19 protein-coding genes, 1 tRNA gene and 1 pseudogene are annotated in these 18,097 nt (G+C 59.5%); 13 read left to right on the top strand and 8 right to left on the bottom strand.

The window, feature by feature from the left end:
- The 7 genes from rlmH to HDE75_RS07650 all read right to left on the bottom strand — a co-directional run bounded on the left by rlmH (window position 1) and on the right by HDE75_RS07650 (window position 5,723).
- A complete protein-coding gene (rlmH, locus tag HDE75_RS07680) occupies window positions 1–471 on the bottom strand; it encodes a 23S rRNA (pseudouridine(1915)-N(3))-methyltransferase RlmH (RefSeq protein WP_183675424.1) in 471 nt (156 codons plus the stop codon).
- Between the two features lie 6 nt (window positions 472–477).
- On the bottom strand, window positions 478–1,164 hold the full coding sequence (rsfS, locus tag HDE75_RS07675) for a ribosome silencing factor (protein WP_183675426.1): 687 nt from the start codon (window positions 1,162–1,164) through the stop codon (window positions 478–480).
- Entirely contained in the window at window positions 1,165–1,833 is a 669-nt protein-coding gene (gene nadD, locus HDE75_RS07670; protein ID WP_183675428.1) for a nicotinate (nicotinamide) nucleotide adenylyltransferase, read from the bottom strand.
- On the bottom strand, window positions 1,830–2,744 hold the full coding sequence (hemF, locus tag HDE75_RS07665; protein WP_183675430.1) for an oxygen-dependent coproporphyrinogen oxidase: 915 nt from the start codon (window positions 2,742–2,744) through the stop codon (window positions 1,830–1,832). Before hemF ends, nadD begins: the two co-directional genes overlap by 4 nt.
- Window positions 2,745–2,835: 91 nt before the next feature.
- Window positions 2,836–3,546: a hypothetical protein gene (locus HDE75_RS07660; protein WP_183675432.1), complete on the bottom strand. Its 711-nt coding sequence runs from the start codon at window positions 3,544–3,546 to the stop codon at window positions 2,836–2,838.
- Between the two features lie 124 nt (window positions 3,547–3,670).
- Window positions 3,671–4,939 (bottom strand): phosphoribosylamine--glycine ligase, encoded by a 1,269-nt coding sequence (purD, locus tag HDE75_RS07655; RefSeq protein WP_183675434.1) that lies wholly within the window; start codon window positions 4,937–4,939, stop codon window positions 3,671–3,673.
- Between the two features lie 58 nt (window positions 4,940–4,997).
- On the bottom strand, window positions 4,998–5,723 hold the full coding sequence (locus HDE75_RS07650; protein WP_183675435.1) for a YebC/PmpR family DNA-binding transcriptional regulator: 726 nt from the start codon (window positions 5,721–5,723) through the stop codon (window positions 4,998–5,000).
- Between the two features lie 157 nt (window positions 5,724–5,880).
- Here HDE75_RS07650 and HDE75_RS07645 point away from each other — a divergent pair, with 157 nt between their 5' ends.
- The 5 genes from HDE75_RS07645 to HDE75_RS26710 are packed head-to-tail and all read left to right on the top strand — an operon-like array spanning window position 5,881 to window position 10,867.
- The gene (locus HDE75_RS07645) at window positions 5,881–8,364 is read left to right on the top strand and encodes an alkaline phosphatase D family protein (protein WP_183675437.1); all 2,484 of its coding nucleotides are present in this window, start codon (window positions 5,881–5,883) and stop codon (window positions 8,362–8,364) included.
- 37 nt (window positions 8,365–8,401) lie between these two features.
- Complete coding sequence (locus HDE75_RS07640) at window positions 8,402–9,322, top strand: DMT family transporter (protein ID WP_183675439.1); 921 nt, start codon at window positions 8,402–8,404, stop codon at window positions 9,320–9,322.
- 30 nt (window positions 9,323–9,352) lie between these two features.
- Entirely contained in the window at window positions 9,353–9,742 is a 390-nt protein-coding gene (locus tag HDE75_RS07635) for a methylglyoxal synthase (RefSeq protein WP_183675442.1), read from the top strand.
- A gap of 16 nt (window positions 9,743–9,758) precedes the next feature.
- Window positions 9,759–10,748 (top strand): quinone oxidoreductase family protein, encoded by a 990-nt coding sequence (locus tag HDE75_RS07630; protein WP_183675444.1) that lies wholly within the window; start codon window positions 9,759–9,761, stop codon window positions 10,746–10,748.
- Window positions 10,745–10,867: a hypothetical protein gene (locus HDE75_RS26710; protein WP_260173797.1), complete on the top strand. Its 123-nt coding sequence runs from the start codon at window positions 10,745–10,747 to the stop codon at window positions 10,865–10,867. Before HDE75_RS07630 ends, HDE75_RS26710 begins: the two co-directional genes overlap by 4 nt.
- Window positions 10,868–10,931: 64 nt before the next feature.
- Here HDE75_RS26710 and HDE75_RS07625 read toward each other — a convergent pair whose 3' ends face one another.
- Window positions 10,932–11,537 carry a DUF4136 domain-containing protein gene (locus HDE75_RS07625; RefSeq protein WP_260173796.1) on the bottom strand — a complete coding sequence of 202 codons (606 nt, stop codon included), beginning with the start codon at window positions 11,535–11,537 and terminating at the stop codon, window positions 10,932–10,934.
- A gap of 247 nt (window positions 11,538–11,784) precedes the next feature.
- Here HDE75_RS07625 and pepN point away from each other — a divergent pair, with 247 nt between their 5' ends.
- From pepN to HDE75_RS07590, 8 genes and pseudogenes are all read left to right on the top strand, one after another.
- Window positions 11,785–14,439 carry an aminopeptidase N gene (gene pepN, locus HDE75_RS07620; RefSeq protein ID WP_183675448.1) on the top strand — a complete coding sequence of 885 codons (2,655 nt, stop codon included), beginning with the start codon at window positions 11,785–11,787 and terminating at the stop codon, window positions 14,437–14,439.
- Window positions 14,440–14,494: 55 nt separating this feature from the next.
- A complete protein-coding gene (locus tag HDE75_RS07615) occupies window positions 14,495–15,496 on the top strand; it encodes a class 1 fructose-bisphosphatase (RefSeq protein ID WP_183675450.1) in 1,002 nt (333 codons plus the stop codon).
- 111 nt (window positions 15,497–15,607) lie between these two features.
- Window positions 15,608–15,683, top strand: a tRNA-Thr gene (locus HDE75_RS07610).
- Between the two features lie 170 nt (window positions 15,684–15,853).
- Entirely contained in the window at window positions 15,854–16,030 is a 177-nt protein-coding gene (locus HDE75_RS07605) for a hypothetical protein (RefSeq protein ID WP_183676691.1), read from the top strand.
- 98 nt (window positions 16,031–16,128) lie between these two features.
- Window positions 16,129–16,482, top strand: a pseudogene (locus HDE75_RS26705) (DUF1016 N-terminal domain-containing protein); the annotation flags it as partial.
- Between the two features lie 12 nt (window positions 16,483–16,494).
- The gene (locus HDE75_RS26700) at window positions 16,495–17,058 is read left to right on the top strand and encodes a DUF1016 domain-containing protein (protein ID WP_260173907.1); all 564 of its coding nucleotides are present in this window, start codon (window positions 16,495–16,497) and stop codon (window positions 17,056–17,058) included.
- A gap of 222 nt (window positions 17,059–17,280) precedes the next feature.
- Complete coding sequence (locus HDE75_RS07595) at window positions 17,281–17,586, top strand: restriction endonuclease subunit S domain-containing protein (RefSeq protein WP_183675452.1); 306 nt, start codon at window positions 17,281–17,283, stop codon at window positions 17,584–17,586.
- Window positions 17,587–17,642: 56 nt separating this feature from the next.
- A complete protein-coding gene (locus HDE75_RS07590) occupies window positions 17,643–17,996 on the top strand; it encodes a hypothetical protein (RefSeq protein ID WP_183675454.1) in 354 nt (117 codons plus the stop codon).
- The last annotated feature ends 101 nt before the right edge of the window (window positions 17,997–18,097 follow it).

Here is an 18,097-nt window from a genome sequence, read left to right as displayed (position 1 = left end):
TCAGACACGGTGATAGGGATGGTTTTGCGTGATGGACCAGGCGCGGTAGAGCTGCTCGGCGAGGATCACGCGCACCACGCCATGCGGCAGGGTCATGCTGGAAATACGCAGCATGCCTTCGGCGCGCGCTTTCAGTTCGGGATCGAGGCCATCGGCGCCGCCGATCAGGAAAGCCGTGTCACGGCCATCCTGTTGCCACGCCATCAATTGCTGCGACAGGCCGACGCTGGTCAGGTCCTTGCCGCGTTCGTCGAGGGCGATGATGCGCACGCCTTTCGGCAGCACCGCTTCGATGCGTTCGCGTTCGAGCGCCATCGCGGTGGCGGCTGTCTTGCTGCCGGAACGCTCCACCGGCTTGATTTCTTTCAGCACGATGCGCAATTCCGGCGGCATGCGCTTCGCGTATTCCGCGAAGCCCGTTTCTATCCAGGCCGGCATTTTATGGCCGACCGCAGCGATGATGAGCTGCATCGAGGCTTACGCTTCGACTTTTTTGATACGCTTGATCACGGTTTTTGCCGGTGCTGCATCCGCCGCCGGTTTGGCCGCGCGTGGGGCGCGTACTTTTTTCTCTGGCAGTGCTTTCAAGGCTTTGACGGCAGCGGTTTCTGCCTTGGTAGGCGCGACTTTCACGGTCTTGCCGACGGCTTTGGAAGCAACGGCTTTTTTGGCCGGGGCTTTCTTGGCGGCGGTGGTGGTGGCTTTCTTGGCCGGTGTTTTCTTCTCGATCACCGGCGATGCTTCGACCTTGGCCTTGCTTGCTGCCAGATGGCCGCTGACTTTCTTCGGCTCGTCGCCAGCCGCTTTTTTCGGTGCGCGTTTGGCGGCGCCCAGCTTGACTGGCTTGTCACCCCAGATTTCTTCCAGGCGGTAGTAGGCGCGGATAGGCGCTTGCATGATGTGAACGATCATGTCGCCCAGGTCGACCAGTACCCATTCACCGGTGTCTTCACCTTCCATGCCGATGATGTCGCCACCGGCTTCCTTGACCTTGTCGCGCACCGAGGCGGCCAGCGCCTTGGTTTGACGGTTCGAGGTACCCGAAACGATCGCGATGCGGTCGAACAGGCTGGTCAGGTGGGTCGTTTCGAACAGGGCGATATCCTGGCCTTTGACGTCTTCAAGGGCGTCAACGACGAGAGTTTGCAGTTTTTTGATGTCCATTTAGCTTTTGTATAAATTATGTTGTTCAATATAGTCTAGCACTAGCGGGGAAACAAGCGAGTTCGCCCGCGTCCCACCGTGTAATGCCGCACGTATTTCGGTGGCGGAGATATCCACCGCGAAGTCTTGTGCCAGATAAGTCAGACCGTGCGGCGTGTTGCGGATGCGTTCCAGTGTGCCCAGGCGGCGCGAAAATTCGTCGGCGACCACCTGCGGCATTGCTGTGTCATTCAGCGCGAAGCCGGGCCGGGCTGCGACGCAAAAATGAGCGTATTCAAATAATTGCTGCCACTCGCGCCATGTGTCGAGCCGCTGCAGCTGATCGGCGCCCATCAGGAAAACGATGGAAGCCTGCGGCCCCAGTTCGGTGCGCACCTGGCGCAAGGTATCGATGGTGTAGGTCGCCTGGCCCTGTTCGCTGCGCTCGATTTCCTGGACGTCTATCGTGACCGGCAGAGTCAAACCAGCAAAGGCCAGGGCCGCCATTTCGGCGCGCTGCTGGCCACTGGCGCCCAGGCTGCCCTTTTGCCAGGGTGCGCCGGCCGGTATCACGCGCAGCATATCGGCTTGCAGCAGGCTGGAAAAATAGGCGCCAAGCGCGACGTGGCCATCATGCACCGGATCGTAGCTGCCGCCCAGCAGCGCCACACACAGCTTTTTTCCGGTCACGCTTTGAGCCAGTCGCGATGCACGAGGAAGTCAGTATACAACGCCGCTTCGGGACTGCCTGCTTCCGGATGCCAGTCGTAGCGCCATTTGACGATGGGCGGCATCGACATCAGGATCGCTTCCGTGCGTCCGCCCGACTGCAAGCCAAAATGCGTACCACGGTCGAACACCAGGTTAAATTCCACATAGCGGCCGCGCCGGTAGGCCTGGAAATCGCGTTCGCGCTCGCCATACGGCGCATCCTTGCGGCGCGCCAGGATCGGTACGTAGGCCGGTACAAAAGCGTCGCCCACGCTGCGCATCATGGCAAAGCTGGACTCGAAACCGGCGGCGTTGAAGTCGTCGAAGAAGATCCCGCCCGCGCCGCGCGCTTCGCGCCTGTGCTTCAGGTAGAAATACTCATCGCACCATTGCTTGAACTTCGGATGCAGCTCATCGCCAAACGGCGCCAGCGCATCGTGGCACACCTGGTGAAAGTGCTTCACGTCGTCCGTATCGCCATAGTAGGGAGTCAGGTCCATGCCGCCGCCAAACCACCATACCGGTTCGTCGCTGGCATTCACGGTGCTGAAGAAACGCACATTCATGTGCACCGTCGGTGCATACGGATTACGCGGATGCAGCACCAGCGACACGCCCATCGCTTCCCATGGCTTGCCGCCCAGTTCAGGGCGCGCGGCCGCAGCCGATGGCGGCAATGCGGCGCCGGTCACGTGCGAAAAATTCACGCCGCCACGCTCGAATACATGTCCTTCTTCAATCAGCCGCGAAATACCGCCGCCGCCTTCGGGGCGCTGCCAGGTATCGGTCAAAAACGGTTTGCCATCCTGCGCTTCGAGCGCCTGCACGATACGGCTTTGCAAATCAAGCAGATAGGCTTTGACGGCCGAAGGAGAGGGAGTTGACGACATCGCACGGGCCGACGAGGCCGAAATAAAAAAGTAAGGACGGATTGTACCCTGTTACGGATTTTCGTGATAGCAAAACCGGCGATGCCGTCGTTCAGCGTACACTTTGTGCGCCCTGCCGGGCCTTGGCCGTTGGCTGCTCGCCCGACAGCGTGCGCCAGGCAAGGGAAAACAGCGACATCACCACGATCAGTCCCAGCACGATCAGCGCCCCTTTCCATGCAGGTGGGCGCTGGTAAGGCTTGTGCACATGGTAAGGCTGCAGCCTGGCCGTGTCCATGATCATGCGGCCCAGTTCGGTGCCGTGCGTGCTGGTGCGCAGTTCCACTGCCTGCAGCTGTTGTGCGCTCAGAAGGTGTTGCGCCACCATCCAGCGCATGGCGATGGCTGGCGAGACGATCAGCTGGTCGCCAGGCACGGCTGCGTAGGCGGCGTCGCGCTGAAACTGGTCGAGCAGGTTTTCTTCATACAGGGTGCCGACCGCCATGCGGTTGTGTTGCTGCACGCCCGCCCACGCCAGTTGCTGGCGTTCTTGCAGGGCCTCGCCCTGATACTGGCGCGGTAAAGCAGCAACGCGTTGCAGGAATTCATTTTTAGGCAAGAGATCGGTGTACAGCAGCCAGGCCATGGTGGTAATTAAGTCGGCATCCAGCGCCAGCTCCGGCATGTCGATGTCATCTTCCGGCAGATGCAAGCGCTCGTGGGCGGCGATATCGAGTTCGCCTATCGCTTCCTCAAGTTCTGCTGTAGTCAGCAGGCCCAGCGCATGCAGGCCGGCGAGAGCGGAGTGTGTGGTGGCTGTCATGCTGTGCTGCCTTTGCTGGAAAGGCAAGATTGTATGGCCGATGGATGCCGCTTCACCGCACGATTGAAAACGGGGCCGGGGCAGAACTGTTCTGCGCCTGCCCCGTGTTTTGAGCTAACAGCTATCAGTGTTTCAAGCCGCGCCAGCCGATGTCGCGGCGGTATTGCGCGCCGTCGAAATGGATTTTTTCTACGGTTTCATACGCCTGCTTCTGCGCCATCTTGACGCTGTCGCCCAGGCCGACCACGCACAGCACGCGGCCACCGTTGGTCAGCAGGCGATCGTCGACCACGCGGGTGCCCGCATGGAAGGTGACGGAGTCTGGCGTTTCAGCCGGGATGTCGCCGATAGGCGTACCCTTGACCGGGTCGTCAGGGTAGCCGGCAGCGGCCATCACGACGCCGACAGCCGTGCGGCGGTCCCATTCCAGTTCCACGGCATCCAGCGTGCCGTTGACGGCGTGTTCCATCACGGTCAGCAAGTCCGTTTTCAAGCGGGCCATGATGGGCTGTGTTTCCGGGTCGCCCATGCGGCAGTTGAATTCCAGCGTCTTCGGCGTGCCCTTGTCGTCGATCATCAGGCCGGCGTACAGGAAGCCCGTGAACGTGATGCCATCCTTGGCCATGCCTTGGATCGTCGGATTGATAATTTCGCGCATCACGCGCGCATGCATGGCTGGCGTGACGATAGGCGCTGGCGAGTAGGCGCCCATGCCGCCCGTGTTCGGGCCCTGGTCGTGGTCTTTCAGGCGTTTGTGGTCTTGGCTGGTCGCCAGTGGCAAGATGTTCTTGCCATCGCACATGACGATAAAGCTGGCTTCTTCGCCGGCCAGGAATTCTTCGATGACGATGCGCGCGCCGGCGTCGCCGAACTGGTTATCCGCCAGCATCATGTCGACAGCCTGATGCGCTTCTTCCAGGGTCATGGCAACGACCACACCCTTGCCGGCGGCTAGGCCGTCAGCCTTGATGACGATGGGCGCGCCCATGGCGTCGACGTAGGCGTGCGCGGGCGCGACGTCGGAAAACGTCTGGTAGGCAGCCGTCGGAATGCCGTGGCGCTGCATGAAGGCCTTGGCGAAGTCTTTCGACGATTCCAGTTGCGCCGCCTCTTTGGTTGGGCCAAAGATTTTCAGGCCGCGCGAACGGAACAGGTTGACGATGCCCGCTGCCAGCGGCACTTCAGGGCCGACCACGGTCAGGCCGATGTGTTCCTTCTGAACGAAGTCGGCCAGCAATTGCGGGTCGCTGATGTCGAGATTGACCAGGCGCGCATCGCGCGCGGTGCCGCCATTGCCCGGAGCGACATACACCATCTGTATGCGTTCGGACTGGGCCAGTTTCCAGGCCAGGGCGTGTTCGCGGCCGCCAGAGCCGACTACCAGAATTTTCATAGGGAAGCTTCGTTCAGTGAGGTTGGCAGGGCAGCGGCGCTGCCCTTGAGATGGTTGCTTAGTTCTCGATCAGGGCGTTGGTGAAGACTTCCTGCACGTCATCGAGGAGTTCCAGCGCATCGATCAGCTTTTGCATCTTGACGGCGTCGTCGCCCGTGTAGACGGTTTCCGTGGCCGGTTTCATGATCACTTCGGCCACTTCGGCCTTGAAGCCGGCCGCTTCCAGCGCTTCCTTGACAGTGGCGAAATCGTGCACCGGGGTCAGTACTTCGAAGCCGCCTTCTTCATCGGCGATGACGTCTTCGGCGCCCGCTTCCAGCGCCGCTTCCATCAGCTTGTCTTCGTCGGTGCCTGGCGCAAACAGCAACTGGCCGCAGTGCTGGAACATGAAGGCGACGGAGCCTTCGTTGCCCATATTGCCGCCGTTCTTGTTGAAGGCGTTGCGCACTTCTGCCACCGTGCGCACGCGGTTGTCCGTCATGCACTCGACGATGACAGCTGCGCCGCCCACGCCGTAGCCTTCGTAGCGTACTTCTTCATAGTTGGCGCCATCGGCGCCGCCGCTGCCGCGGTTGATCGCGCGCTGGACATTGTCTTTTGGCATATTGGCATCCGCCGCCTTGTCGACCGCCAGGCGCAGACGCGGGTTGGCCGCGATATCGGCGCCGCCCATGCGGGCTGCGACCGTGATTTCCTTGATCAGGCGCGTCCAGATTTTGCCGCGCTTGGCATCCGTAGCAGCTTTTTTATGCTTGATGTTGGCCCATTTGCTATGTCCTGCCATGTCGAATCTTCCTTAGACGGGTGTTCAATTGTGGCCGACATTTTAGCATATCAGCACCTCCCAAAGCGGCATGGGGCGGTCATCAAGTCGACACATTCTGTTGCTAGAGTGACGCGCTTTCGGTACACATTGGGAACTGAGTATCATGGCAAGTCATATGGATAGGCGGCAATTTCTGAAATTCGGCGGCGCATTGAGCGGTTTCCTGACTGTTTCGGTGGCCACGGCGGGCCTGGCCGGCTGTGCCAGCCTGATGCACGGCGATGATGGCGTGCCGCTGGCGGCGGGTAGCGACTGGGCTTTCCCGCAAAGCGTGGCGTCCGGCGACCCGCGCCCCGACAGCGCCATGCTGTGGACGCGCGTGGTGCCGGCCAGCCTTGGCCCTGTCGCGCCTGCGTCAGCCGGCGTTGCGCCTGTAGCGGTGCGCCTGCTGGTTGTCGCTACCGACAATACGGCCGCGCTGGGCAGCAATACGGCGCTGGCGGGTACGCCCATCGTCGACTCCAGCCTGCCTTTGAAGGCTGAGTTTGACAACACCGTGCGCCACAAGGTGACAGGTTTGCAAGCAGGTCAAGTGTATTTTTATCAATTTATCGCCGGCGACGTGCGCTCGAACGTGGGCCGCTTCAAGACGGCGCCCGCCGCCACGGCGGATGTATCCCAGCTGCAATTTGCTTACCTGACTTGCCAGGACTGGAGCGTCAACCACTGGGGTGCGCTGGCGCATATCGCGGACCAGGAACAGCTCGATTTTATCGTCCACCTCGGCGATTACATCTATGAAACCGTGGGTGAGGCTTTCCAGAGCGGCGCCGTGGAAGGCCGCCACGACCAGTTGAAGTTCCCCGATGGCACTTTCATGCATGGCCAGTCGGGCGCCCAGTACGCCACCACCGTGGCCGATTACCGCTATCTGTACAAGAAATACCGCAGCGACAAGCGTTTGCAAGCCGTGCATGAACGTTTTGCCTTCATCGCCATCTGGGATGACCATGAATTCACGGACGACGCATGGCAAGATGCGTCGACCTATGAAGGCATCACGGCCCCGGATGGCAGCGATTTGCATCAGCCCAACCGCCGCCGTGGCGCCAGCCAGGCCTGGTTTGAATACATGCCAGCCGACATCATGTTCGATGCGGACGCCAGCGGTTTCCAGAATATCCGCATTTACCGCGATTTCCAGTTTGGCAAGCTGATGCAGCTGGTGATGACGGACGAGCGCCTGTACCGTGCCGACCACATCATTCCTGAAGCCACGCTCAACCCCGCCACCGGCAAGCCGCTGGGCGCCATCGGCAGCCGCTACCTGGTGTCGCAGCCTGTATTTGACAGCCTGGAAGCCAAAAAGATGGCGGCCGCCAGCAAGGCAGGCACTGATCCGTTGGCCGCCGTGGGCATGCTGGGCACCAGCCAGCGCGAGTGGTGGAAAAGCAAGATGTTGGCATCGAGCGCCACCTGGAAACTGTGGGGCAATGAAGTGTCCCTGCTGCGCATGGGCTTGAATGGCAGCGAGATGGTCGCTACTTTGCTGGCGCTCAGTGCCATGGGCAAGCTGGCCCAGTCCATCACTAACATCTTGCAGAGCGATGGCCACAGCGTGCCCTTGGCTTCGGCCATCGTTGCTGCTTCCACTGCAGGCGCAGCGGCCAGCCTGGCGCAAGCAGCTGCCAAGGCCATTGCTGGCGCTGCCGGCAATGCCGATGCGCAACATGCCGCTGCCGTGGGCGCCGGTTTGAATCCTGCCCAGGCGGGTGTTGCCGTGGCTGCCTACAATTGCTCCACGCCGGTGGCGGCCGCGCAAGTGATCGCCTTCGGCTATATCAAGCCTGACGTGCTGGCCAACAAGGCGGCCTCGCGTTTTGTGGTGGAAACCGGCCAGCAAGCGGGCATGGCGCCATTTTTTACACGCTTTTTGCTCAATTGCGACCAGTGGGACGGTTATAACAGCGAGCGCAAGGCCTTGATGGCGCACCTGAAAAACCATGCCGTCAAGAATGTGGTGGCGATCACGGGCGACATCCATTCCTTCTTTGCCGGCACCGTCAATGACGATTTCGATGCGCCCGGCGGTGGCACACCCGTGATCGTCGACCTGGTGACGGCCGGCGTCAGTTCGGACTCTTTCTTCAGCTATTTCAATGCAGCCGCCGGCAAGCTGGGCGCGATCAGCGCCATGGTCCGTTATCCGCTGGACATTCCCGTGCCTGGCCTTGGCAGCGTGCATGTCGACGTCAACCTGCTCGACTACACCATGGGCAAGGCCACGCCGACCGTAGAGAGCTTGCTGGAACAGGTGAGGGTGCAGCTGCAGGGGGCATTGGCCGCCAGGGGCGTACCCGAGGCGCAGCTGGCCGCTACGGTGGCCGCCGTGCTGCCAGGCTTGAAAGCGAGCACTGACTTCAATACCAGCTTGCTGGGACTGGCGCAGCAATTATCTGGCCTGGGCAACAACCCCTGGCTCAAGCACCTGAACACGGATGCACAGGGCTACACGGTAGTGACCCTGACGCCGGGCAAGCTGGTGGCGCAGTTCAAGCAAGTCAACAAGCTCTTGGCCGGCCATGCGCCGGTAGACGTGATTGCGCGGGTGACGACGGCCACGGTGACGGCGGGCGCGGCGGCGGTGGCCATTTCGTAATGAGGCCGCCTTTGCCTTTTGCCATTACAATCTGGGGATGAGCTCCAGTTCCCCGTCCAACTCCTCCCCAGCCGTTTCCCGTTCCGTCTATCTCGGTGGCTTGACCATCGCGGTGGGCGGGGCGGTGCTGTTTTCCACCAAGGCCATCGTCGCCAAGCTGTTGTACCGCTATCAGATCGACGCCGTCACCCTGATTGCCTTCAGGATGATTTTCTCGCTGCCCGTGTTTGCAGTGATCGCTTACTGGCAGATGCGCACCGAGCCGCCGCTGTCCAATAGCGACCGGCTGCGCCTGATCGGCCTGGGCCTGGTTGGCTATTATCTGTCCAGCTATCTCGATTTCCTGGGCTTGCAATACATTTCCGTGGGCCTGGAACGGCTGATTTTGTTCCTCACGCCGACTTTTGTACTCTTGATTACCACCGTGTATTTCAAGCAGGCCATCAGTCGTTTGCAGTGGCTGGCGCTGTTCACGTCCTATTGCGGCATCGTGCTGGTGTTCGTGCACGATCTGCAGGGCGGCGCCAGCAATATCGTGCTCGGATCGACCCTGGTGCTGGGTTCGGCTTGCGCCTATGCCGTCTACCTGCTCGGTTCCGGCGAACTGGTGAAACGCATCGGCTCCATGCGCCTGGTCAGTTATGCCATGTGTGTGGCCAGCTTTGCCTGCATCGCCCAGTTCTTTATCCTGCGCCCCGTGTCGCTGCTGATACAGCCCACGGCCGTGTATGGCTTGTCCTTGGTCAATGGTATCTTTTGCACGGTGATGCCCGTCTTCATGACCATGATTGCCGTGGAACGCATCGGCGCGCCCGTCGCTTCGCAGGCGGGCATGATAGGCCCCGTGTCGACCCTGTTCCTGGGCGCCATGATCCTCGATGAACCGATTACCAACTGGCAACTGGCCGGTACCAGCCTGGTGCTGGCCGGCATTTACATGCTATCAAAGAAGAAATAATTTCTCCACTTACAACCTCACGGATCCATCATGAAAACACGCATCGCCCTGATTGCCCACGACAAGAAAAAAGATGACATGATTACCCTTGCGGGTGAATATCTGGACTTCCTGCAAGGCTGTGAACTGTCGGCTACGGGCACCACCGGTGGCCGCTTGATCAGCGAACTGGGCTTGACGGTTGAGCGCAAACATTCGGGCCCGTTCGGCGGCGACTTGCAGATCGGCTCAATGCTGGTGGAAGGCTTGATCGATTGCGTGATCTTCCTGCGCGATCCGATGACGCCGCAGCCACACGAGCCGGACATCAACGCCCTGGTACGCGCTTGCGACGTGCATAACGTAGCGTGCGCAACGAATCTGTCGACGGCGCACCTGGTGCTGTCGCAATTGCAATTGCAGGCCAGGGCAGCGGCCTGAGTTTAAGGAGAGCATCATGAGCGCAACGATTAGCACCAAGGCCATCCGCATACAGCGTGTTGGCGGTCCCGAAGTGATGGAATACGTCGATGTGGAACTGCCGCCGCCCGGTCCGGGCGAGGCGCGCGTCAGGCATGAAGCCATAGGCCTCAATTTCATCGATGTGTATTTCCGCACCGGCCTGTATCCGCAACCGTTGCCGTCGGGCCTGGGCGTGGAAGGTGCGGGTATCGTCGAAGCGGTGGGCGAGGGCGTCACCGAAGTGAAAGTGGGCGACCGCGTGGCCTATGCGGCCCGCATCAATGGCGCTTACGCCCAGCAGCGCAACTTGCCAGCGGCCTTGCTGCTGGTGCTGCCCGAGCGCATCGGCTTCGATACGGCCGCCGCCATGATGCTGCAAGGCTTGACGGTGCAATACCTGTTCCACCGCACGGTGGCGCTGAAGGCGGGCGACACGGTGCTGTTCCATGCAGCCGCTGGCGGCGTGGGCCTGATCGCCTGCCAATGGGCGAAGGTGCTGGGCGTGAACCTGATCGGCACGGCTGGTTCCGATGAAAAGGTAGCCTTGGCCAAGGCCCATGGCGCGACCCACGTCATTAACTACAACACGGAAAATTTCGTCGAGCGCGTGCGCGAGATCACGGGCGGCAAGGGTGTCTCCGTGGTCTACGATTCCATCGGCAAGGATACCTTCATCGGCTCGCTCGATTGCCTGGCGCCGCTGGGCATGATGGTCAGCTTCGGCAATGCTTCCGGCCCCGTGCCGCCATTCGCCCTGACCGAACTGGCTTCACGCGGCTCGCTGTTCATTACGCGCCCGGCCCTGTTCAGCTATGCATCGAACCGCAACAACCTGGAAGAGATGGCGAACTCGCTGTTTGGCGTGGTCAATAGCGGCGAAGTGAAGATCGAGGTCAAGCAGCGCTACAGCCTGGCCAATATCGCCCAGGCACATACCGACCTGGAAGCGCGCAAGACTGCCGGTTCCAGCATCATCCTGCCATGAGCGGCAGCGGCGATGGTAGCGACGGTTCGCCGAAATTCGGCCGCCTGCTGATCGTGCTGATCCTGGCGGTGGCCCTGATCGGCGTGATCACCTTGTCGGCCGAAGCGTATTACTCGTAAATTGGCAGACGTAAAAAAACCGGCTGGCGCATGATGCGCAGCCGGTTTTTTTTGAGCTTGTCATTTATTCGACTTTAACTTCGACCTTGCGTGGAACGCCACTGCGGCCCGGGAAGTCGGCAAAGGCACTGGCCATCATGGCAGGCATCACTTCCGGCGTGGCGCGCTTGGTGCTGGAAGACTGCACGGTCACGTCATACAGCTTTTTGCCGTTGCGGTCATCGATGGTCACGCGCAATTCGCGTTCGTATTTGTGGCGCACGCTTTCTTCCACATCCATCGGGCCGTAGAAGAAGGGGCTGTAGCCGAAGCGGCCATAGCCTGGCCAGGCGCCGTAGCGGTAGCCATAGCGTCCAGGCCAGTAGCCAGGACCATAAAAGAAAGGATCGGCCGCTTGCAGCACGCGCTCAGGAAAGTCCGTGGTGGAAAAGCCCATCGACACGCGCAGGTTGGCGCTGTCAGGACCGGACGCTTCGCCAAAGCCCTGTTTCGCCAGTTCGGCGCGCAGCAGGTTCTGGTAGTTGCGGTATTCCAGCGTATCGTTCTCTGGCGACGGCGTGACGAACGCATACGATTTATCCTGCAGGTTTGCCGGCCACTCGTGGAAGGCCGTCACATCACTGCGGATGGTGGTGGCGCAACCGGTCAGCAACACGGTCAGCGCAGTCATTAAAATAGCCAGGTATCTCATTGCATGATCTCCTAAATAAAAAGATGCAATACATTAGTAGACGCAATTCATCGCCTTGTAGTGTAAGACTACGCCAATCCATTGCCATCCATTATTACAGATTGTTACCCGGTATGTACTGGGGTAAGCAAATCTCAAGCCAGCCGCCGGAATCGGCTGCGAATCAGCCACTGGCGGGCTGGTATTGGTAAAATAGGCCTTCGCCCCCGCTCCCACTCAAATCCCTATGCGCACAGACAGCCCTCAGACGATTTATCGCAAAGACTACACGCCGCCCAGCTTCCTGGTCGACAGTGTTGAACTTGGTTTCGATCTTGATCCCGCCCGCACGATAGTGGCGAGCCGGATCAGCATGCGCCACAACCCGGCCAGCAAGAGCCGCAGCATCGAATTGCACGGTGAACATATCGAACTGGTGCAAGTACGCCTGAACGGTAAAGTGTTGAAGCCATCGCAGTACAAGCTGACGGCCAGCAGCCTGACCATCCCGAAGGCGCCTGACGATGTGCTGCTCGATATCGAAACCTTGCTGTCGCCGCAAGACAATACCTCGCTGTCCGGCCTGTATGTGTCGAACCATAATTTCTTCACGCAGTGCGAAGCGGAAGGTTTCCGCCGCATCACTTTCTTCCCGGACCGTCCGGACGTGATGGCCAAGTACACCGTCATGCTGCGCGCCGACAAGGATAAATATCCGGTGCTGCTGTCGAACGGCAATCTGATCGAAGAGGGCGACCTCGGTGATGGCCGCCATTACGCCAAGTGGGAAGATCCGTTCAAGAAACCGTCCTACCTGTTCGCGCTGGTCGCCGCCCGCCTGGTCTGCCAGGAAGAGCGCTACACCCTGAAGTCGGGCCGTGAAGTGCTGCTGCAAGTGTGGGTGGAAGACGGCAATCTCGATAAAACCGATTACGCCATGCAGTCGCTGAAGAACAGCATCGCCTGGGATGAAGAGCGTTTCGGCCTGGAGCTGGACCTGGACCGCTTCATGATCGTCGCCGTGGGCGACTTCAATATGGGCGCCATGGAAAACAAGGGCCTGAACATCTTCAACACCAAGTATGTGCTGGCCAATTCGCGCGTGGCGACCGACGTCGATTACGCGGGCATCGAAGCAGTGGTGGGCCATGAATACTTTCATAACTGGACCGGCAACCGGGTCACTTGCCGTGACTGGTTCCAGCTGTCGTTGAAAGAAGGCTTGACGGTCTTCCGCGACCAGGAATTTTCAGCCGACATGATCGGCACCGACACGGGCCGCGCCGTCACCCGCATCGACCAGGTGCGCACCTTGCGCCAGGCGCAATTCCCCGAAGATGCAGGCCCGATGGCGCATCCTGTACGCCCTGACTCTTTTGTCGAGATCAATAACTTTTATACGGTGACGATCTACGAAAAAGGCGCGGAAGTGGTGCGCATGTACCAGACCCTGGTGGGCCGCGATGGTTTCCGCAAGGGCATGGACCTGTACTTCGAGCGTCACGATGGCCAGGCCGTGCAGTGCGACGATTTCCGCGCCGCCATGGCGGACGCGAATGGCCGCGACTTCAGCCAGTTCGAACGCTGGTACAGCCAGGCCGGCACGCCGGTGCTGAAAGCCTCCACGCAGTACGACGCCGCCAGCAAGACGTTCACCTTGACCCTCACGCAAAGCTGCCCGGCCACGCCAGGCCAGACAGAAAAACTGCCGTTCCATATTCCCGTCACCGTCGGTCTGCTGGGCCAGGATGGCCGCGACCTGCCGCTGCACGTTGATGGTGTCGCCTCGAATGGTACGACCAGCGTCGTGCTGGAATTGACGCAAGCCTCGCAAACCTTCCGTTTTACTGGCGTGGAAGAAGCGCCCGTGCCATCGCTGTTGCGCGATTTCTCCGCCCCCGTGGTGCTGGAATACGATTACAGCGATGCCGAACTGCTGCACCTGTTCCGCCACGATAGCGACCCCGTCAACCGCTGGGAAGCGGGGCAGCGCCTGGCCATGGAGCGCCTGCTGAAACTGACGGCGGCAGTTGCTGCCGGCGAAACGCTGGCCCTGGACGAGACCTTTATCGAAGCGCAGCGCGCGCTGCTGGCCGACGAGACGCTGGACGCGGCCTTCCGCGAACTGGCCCTGATCTTGCCGTCGGAAACCATCATCGCCGAGCGCCTGGCGCAAGTCGATCCGCAAGCGATCCACGCGGCCCGCAAGTTCATGCGCCGTACCCTGGCCGCCGCCCTGAAGTCGGAACTGCTGGCCCAGTACCACGCCAACCAGACGCCCGGCGACTACAGTCCTGACGCCCTGTCGGCCGGCAAGCGCGCGTTGAAAAACCTGGCCCTGTCCTATTTGCTGATCGCGCCCGAGGCATCTGAGCTGGCGTTGGCGCAGCAGCAGTTCGACAGCGCCGGCAATATGACTGACCGCGCTGCCGCGCTGGGCGCCCTGATCCATTCTGGCTCGACCAGCCACGCGCAGGCGGCGCTGGCCAGCTTCTATGCCGATTTTGAAAACGAAGCGCTGGTGATCGACAAGTGGTTCGCCATGCAGGCGGCTGCACCGACCACCGACGTGGAAGGCGTGCGCAAGCTGATGACGCATCGTGCCTTCAACCTGAAAAATCCGAACCGCGCGCGCAGCCTGATCTTCAATTTCACCAATGGCAACCCATCGCAATTCCATGCACCGGATGGCAGCGGCTACGCCTACTGGGCCGAGCAGGTGATCGCGCTCGACGCCCTGAACCCGCAAGTGGCAGCCCGCCTGGCCCGCTCGATGGACCGCTGGCGCCGTTACGTGCCGGCCCTGCAAGAGCACATGCGCACCGCGCTGGAAAAAGTCGCCGGCCAGGCCAGCCTGTCGAATGACGTGCGGGAAGTGGTCAGCAAGGCATTGGCTAATTAAGCGTCAAAATAAGCAGCAAATAAGCAGCAAATAATTATCAAAACAGAGGGAATTCATGAAACGTATCAGTCTTACGCAATACCTGGTTGAAGAGCAGCGCTCGAACAACAGCATACCGGCCGAACTGCGCCTGCTGATCGAAGTCGTCGCGCGCGCTTGCAAGACCATCAGCCATTCCGTCAGCAAGGGTGCCCTGGGCGAAGTGCTGGGCACGGCCGACACGGAAAACGTGCAGGGCGAAGTGCAGAAAAAGCTGGACATCATTTCCAATGAAATCCTGCTGGAAGCGAATGAATGGGGCGGCCATCTGGCGGCCATGGCGTCGGAAGAAATGGAATCGATCCACCCGATCCCGAACCGCTATCCAAAAGGCGAATACATGCTGCTGTTCGATCCATTGGATGGTTCGTCCAACATCGACGTCAACGTCTCGATTGGCACCATTTTCTCCGTGCTGAAAGCGCCGGAAGGCATGGGTGAGCCGACCGAGCAGGACTTCATGCAGGCAGGCGCCAAACAGGTGGCCGCTGGCTACGCCGTGTACGGCCCGCAAACCATGCTGGTACTGACCTTCGGCAATGGCGTGAACTGCTTCACGCTGGACCGCGAAATGGGGTCGTGGGTACTCACGCAAAGCAATATGCAAATCCCGCCGACGACGAAAGAATTCGCCATCAATATGTCGAACGCGCGCCACTGGCATCCGCCTGTGAAACGCTATGTCGACGAACTGCTGGCCGGCGATACGGGCCCGCGCGGCACCAACTTCAATATGCGCTGGATCGCCTCGATGGTGGCCGACGTGCACCGCATCCTGAACCGCGGCGGCATCTTCATGTACCCAGCCGACCTGCGCGACACTTCCATGCCTGGCAAACTGCGTCTGATGTACGAAGCGAACCCGATGGCCTTCATCGTCGAACAGGCTGGCGGCGCCGCTACCGACGGCAAGCAGCGCATCATGGACATCGCCCCGCACAAGCTGCACCAGCGCGTGCCGGTGTTCCTGGGCTCGAAAGACGAAGTAGCCCGTGTGACCGCCTACCACGCAGAATAAGGACGTTTTGCACGATGTTGGGCGGCGTTGCAACGCGCCGCCCGGAAAAACGAAAAAAGTTTGCGTTGACTCTAGCAAATTTTGTGCATTGTTTGTAGAATACGGGTCTTCGCCGCTTTAGCTCAGTTGGTAGAGCAGTTCATTCGTAATGAAAAGGTCGCCAGTTCGATTCCGGCAAGCGGCACCAAGTTTCATCAAAAAACCCGCTAACTTGCAAAAGTTAGCGGGTTTTTTGTTTTTCATGTTGTTTTCTGGCTTGTGCGCAAGGCGGGAAAACAAGTTGGCACTTATTGTTGTTGGTGTTTAACCCTTGGGCTATGATGGTCGCGGCCGATTATTGGTCAAGCTCAGTGGCATATGCAGACGTGCAAGCGTGACAAGAAGGATGGCGGACTCGGCATCGTCGGCTATGAAATCAATTTCAATCGTTATTTCTACCAGTACCAGGCACCGCGCCAGTTGGCCGATATCGACGCCGACTTGCAGGCGGTGGAGGCCGAGATTGCAGCACTGCTGAGTGAGGTGACAACATGAACCAGTCGAAACCAGAGAACGGCGTTTCTGTTCCCTTTGAGCTTGCCTTTGCCGAAGTGGTGAAACTGATAGCCACGGCGCGTTAACGCGCCTATCAAGCGGTCAACACCACGCTTATCGAGTTGTACTGGCAGGTCGGTGCCTACATCAGCACCAAACTGGAAGCTGCAGAGTGGGGTGATGGCGTGGTCGACCAATTGGCACGTCACTTGGCCGTGAGCCAGCCAGGCTTGCAAGGATTTACGCGCAGAAATCTGTTCCGCATGCGTCAGTTTTATGACACTTATCGGGGCGATGCAAAAGTGTCAGCGCTGCTGACACAATTGCCTTGGACACACAATTTGATCATTCTTGGGCAGAGCAAGCTTGCGGAAGAGCGGGAGTTTTATCTGCGCACCGCGATTCAGGAAAAATGGTCAAGCCGGGAATTGGAGCGGCAGTTCAAGGCTGCGCTGTTTGAGCGCATGATCATCGAGCCATTCAAGGTCTCGACAGCGCTGCGGCAATCGCATTCCGAAGCGCTTGGCGTTTTCAAGGATAGCTATCTGGTCGAGTTTCTTGACCTTGCCAAAGTGCATGGAGAGGCCGACTTACACCATGGATTACTCGCCTACCTCAAGGACTTCCTGCTCGAACTGGGGCGTGATTTCTGTTTTGTCGGCACCGAATACCCGCTGCAGGTGGGCGGACGCGACTTTGCGCTTGATCTGCTGTTCTTTCATCGCGGCCTGAACTGTCTGGTCGCCATCGAACTCAAAGTGACGCGTTTCGAGCCGGAGTATCTGGGCAAGCTCAGCTTTTACCTTGAAGCGTTGGATCGCGATCACCGCAAAGCGCACGAAAACCCGGCCATCGGCGTGCTGCTATGCGCGAGCAAGGACGATGAAGTGGTCGAATACGCGTTGAACCGCACACTCTCACCCGCCGTAATCGCCGAATACCGCACGCAGTTACCTGATAAACAGCTGCTGCAAGCGAAGCTGCGCGAATTCTATGCCCTTAACGTTGGCGAAGGTGAACGCTCATGAGCCATTACAAGCCATATTCGAGCTACAAGGATTCGGGTGTTGAGTGGTTGGGGCAGGTGCCTGCGCATTGGGAAGTTAGGCGTCTCAAGTACAGTGTGAATCATATTACAGAAAAGACCGACCGAAGAGAAAGTGTAATTGCACTTGAAAATATCGAAAGCTGGGCTGGCCGGTTCGTCGAGACAAGCAGCGAATTTGAAGGCGAGGGCATAGGCTTTAATCATGAACATCTCAAAAGTCGTGCGTGGTACTTCGCCTCGACCCGCAGATGACCCAAGATTTTTTGCTGCGGAGAATGAAGATGAGAACAATATTCCTTGGCTAACTGTGGCGGAAATTACCAAAGACAGTCGAATATATGTTGTAGCATTTTTTGACTCCAATTTGATTCGGTATCCTGTGGCCAGGCTGCTGGAAAACGCTCTGCACAGTAATCGTATCGGACCCGCCCGCCCCATCAGGCCGGCGGGTTTTTTCATGCCCATGCGCGTGAAGGTGAGGCAGCGCACGGTGTGTGATCGTCAATAGCTCTATTGTGAACACCAGAGTTAGCCAACTTTATTCACTACAAAAAGGACGCCATCATGAATGCGATTGAAAAAGCCAGCTCCGACCTGAATGGTACGACCCAGGATGCCCGCAAGGACTTGCATAGCACCATCGATAAAGTTGCCGACAAGGCGCAGCCGCTGGTCGACAAGGTGGCCACGCGCGCGCATGACGGCGTGGACCAGGTGGGCGATGCCATCGAGCAAGCCAGCGACACTGTCGCCAGCGCCTCTGGCCGCTTGTTGGCGCGTGGCAAGGAGTTAAGCGCTGCTTGCCAGCGCGCGAGTGATTCGGGCCGCGAGTATGTGCGCGAACGCCCTGCCGTGTCGCTGCTGATTGCCGCCGCTGCTGGTTATGGATTATCGAAACTGTTGAGTTCGCGCAAATAAGTCTGCACTCATTTGCTGGATGCTCTGATGGGCGCCGAACCGGTTTGCTGTGATGGCTAAGCGGTGCGGCGCCCATCTCACTACAGGGGCAAGCACGGTGA

The organism is Janthinobacterium silvisoli, assembly GCF_014200725.1.
Lineage (GTDB): Bacteria > Pseudomonadota > Gammaproteobacteria > Burkholderiales > Burkholderiaceae_D > Janthinobacterium.
Note: the sequence above shows the minus strand (reverse complement) of the source record. Positions and strands in the feature narration are given on the sequence as shown.

Excerpts from the sequence above, each read along its gene's own strand:
- HDE75_RS07635 (WP_183675442.1), top strand. The coding sequence starts at position 9,353 with ATGAAAACACGCATCGCCCTGATTGCCCACGACAAGAAAAAAGATGAC.
- purD (WP_183675434.1), bottom strand. The coding sequence starts at position 4,939 with ATGAAAATTCTGGTAGTCGGCTCTGGCGGCCGCGAACACGCCCTGGCC.
- HDE75_RS26710 (WP_260173797.1), top strand. The coding sequence starts at position 10,745 with ATGAGCGGCAGCGGCGATGGTAGCGACGGTTCGCCGAAATTCGGCCGC.
- rsfS (WP_183675426.1), bottom strand. The coding sequence starts at position 1,164 with ATGGACATCAAAAAACTGCAAACTCTCGTCGTTGACGCCCTTGAAGAC.
- HDE75_RS07625 (WP_260173796.1), bottom strand. The coding sequence starts at position 11,537 with ATGACTGCGCTGACCGTGTTGCTGACCGGTTGCGCCACCACCATCCGC.
- HDE75_RS07660 (WP_183675432.1), bottom strand. The coding sequence starts at position 3,546 with ATGACAGCCACCACACACTCCGCTCTCGCCGGCCTGCATGCGCTGGGC.
- HDE75_RS07630 (WP_183675444.1), top strand. The coding sequence starts at position 9,759 with ATGAGCGCAACGATTAGCACCAAGGCCATCCGCATACAGCGTGTTGGC.
- HDE75_RS07645 (WP_183675437.1), top strand. The coding sequence starts at position 5,881 with ATGGATAGGCGGCAATTTCTGAAATTCGGCGGCGCATTGAGCGGTTTC.
- HDE75_RS07615 (WP_183675450.1), top strand. The coding sequence starts at position 14,495 with ATGAAACGTATCAGTCTTACGCAATACCTGGTTGAAGAGCAGCGCTCG.
- hemF (WP_183675430.1), bottom strand. The coding sequence starts at position 2,744 with ATGTCGTCAACTCCCTCTCCTTCGGCCGTCAAAGCCTATCTGCTTGAT.
- pepN (WP_183675448.1), top strand. The coding sequence starts at position 11,785 with ATGCGCACAGACAGCCCTCAGACGATTTATCGCAAAGACTACACGCCG.
- rlmH (WP_183675424.1), bottom strand. The coding sequence starts at position 471 with ATGCAGCTCATCATCGCTGCGGTCGGCCATAAAATGCCGGCCTGGATA.
- HDE75_RS07640 (WP_183675439.1), top strand. The coding sequence starts at position 8,402 with ATGAGCTCCAGTTCCCCGTCCAACTCCTCCCCAGCCGTTTCCCGTTCC.
- HDE75_RS07605 (WP_183676691.1), top strand. The coding sequence starts at position 15,854 with ATGCAGACGTGCAAGCGTGACAAGAAGGATGGCGGACTCGGCATCGTC.
- HDE75_RS07595 (WP_183675452.1), top strand. The coding sequence starts at position 17,281 with ATGAACATCTCAAAAGTCGTGCGTGGTACTTCGCCTCGACCCGCAGAT.
- HDE75_RS26700 (WP_260173907.1), top strand. The coding sequence starts at position 16,495 with ATGATCATCGAGCCATTCAAGGTCTCGACAGCGCTGCGGCAATCGCAT.
- HDE75_RS07650 (WP_183675435.1), bottom strand. The coding sequence starts at position 5,723 with ATGGCAGGACATAGCAAATGGGCCAACATCAAGCATAAAAAAGCTGCT.
- HDE75_RS07590 (WP_183675454.1), top strand. The coding sequence starts at position 17,643 with ATGAATGCGATTGAAAAAGCCAGCTCCGACCTGAATGGTACGACCCAG.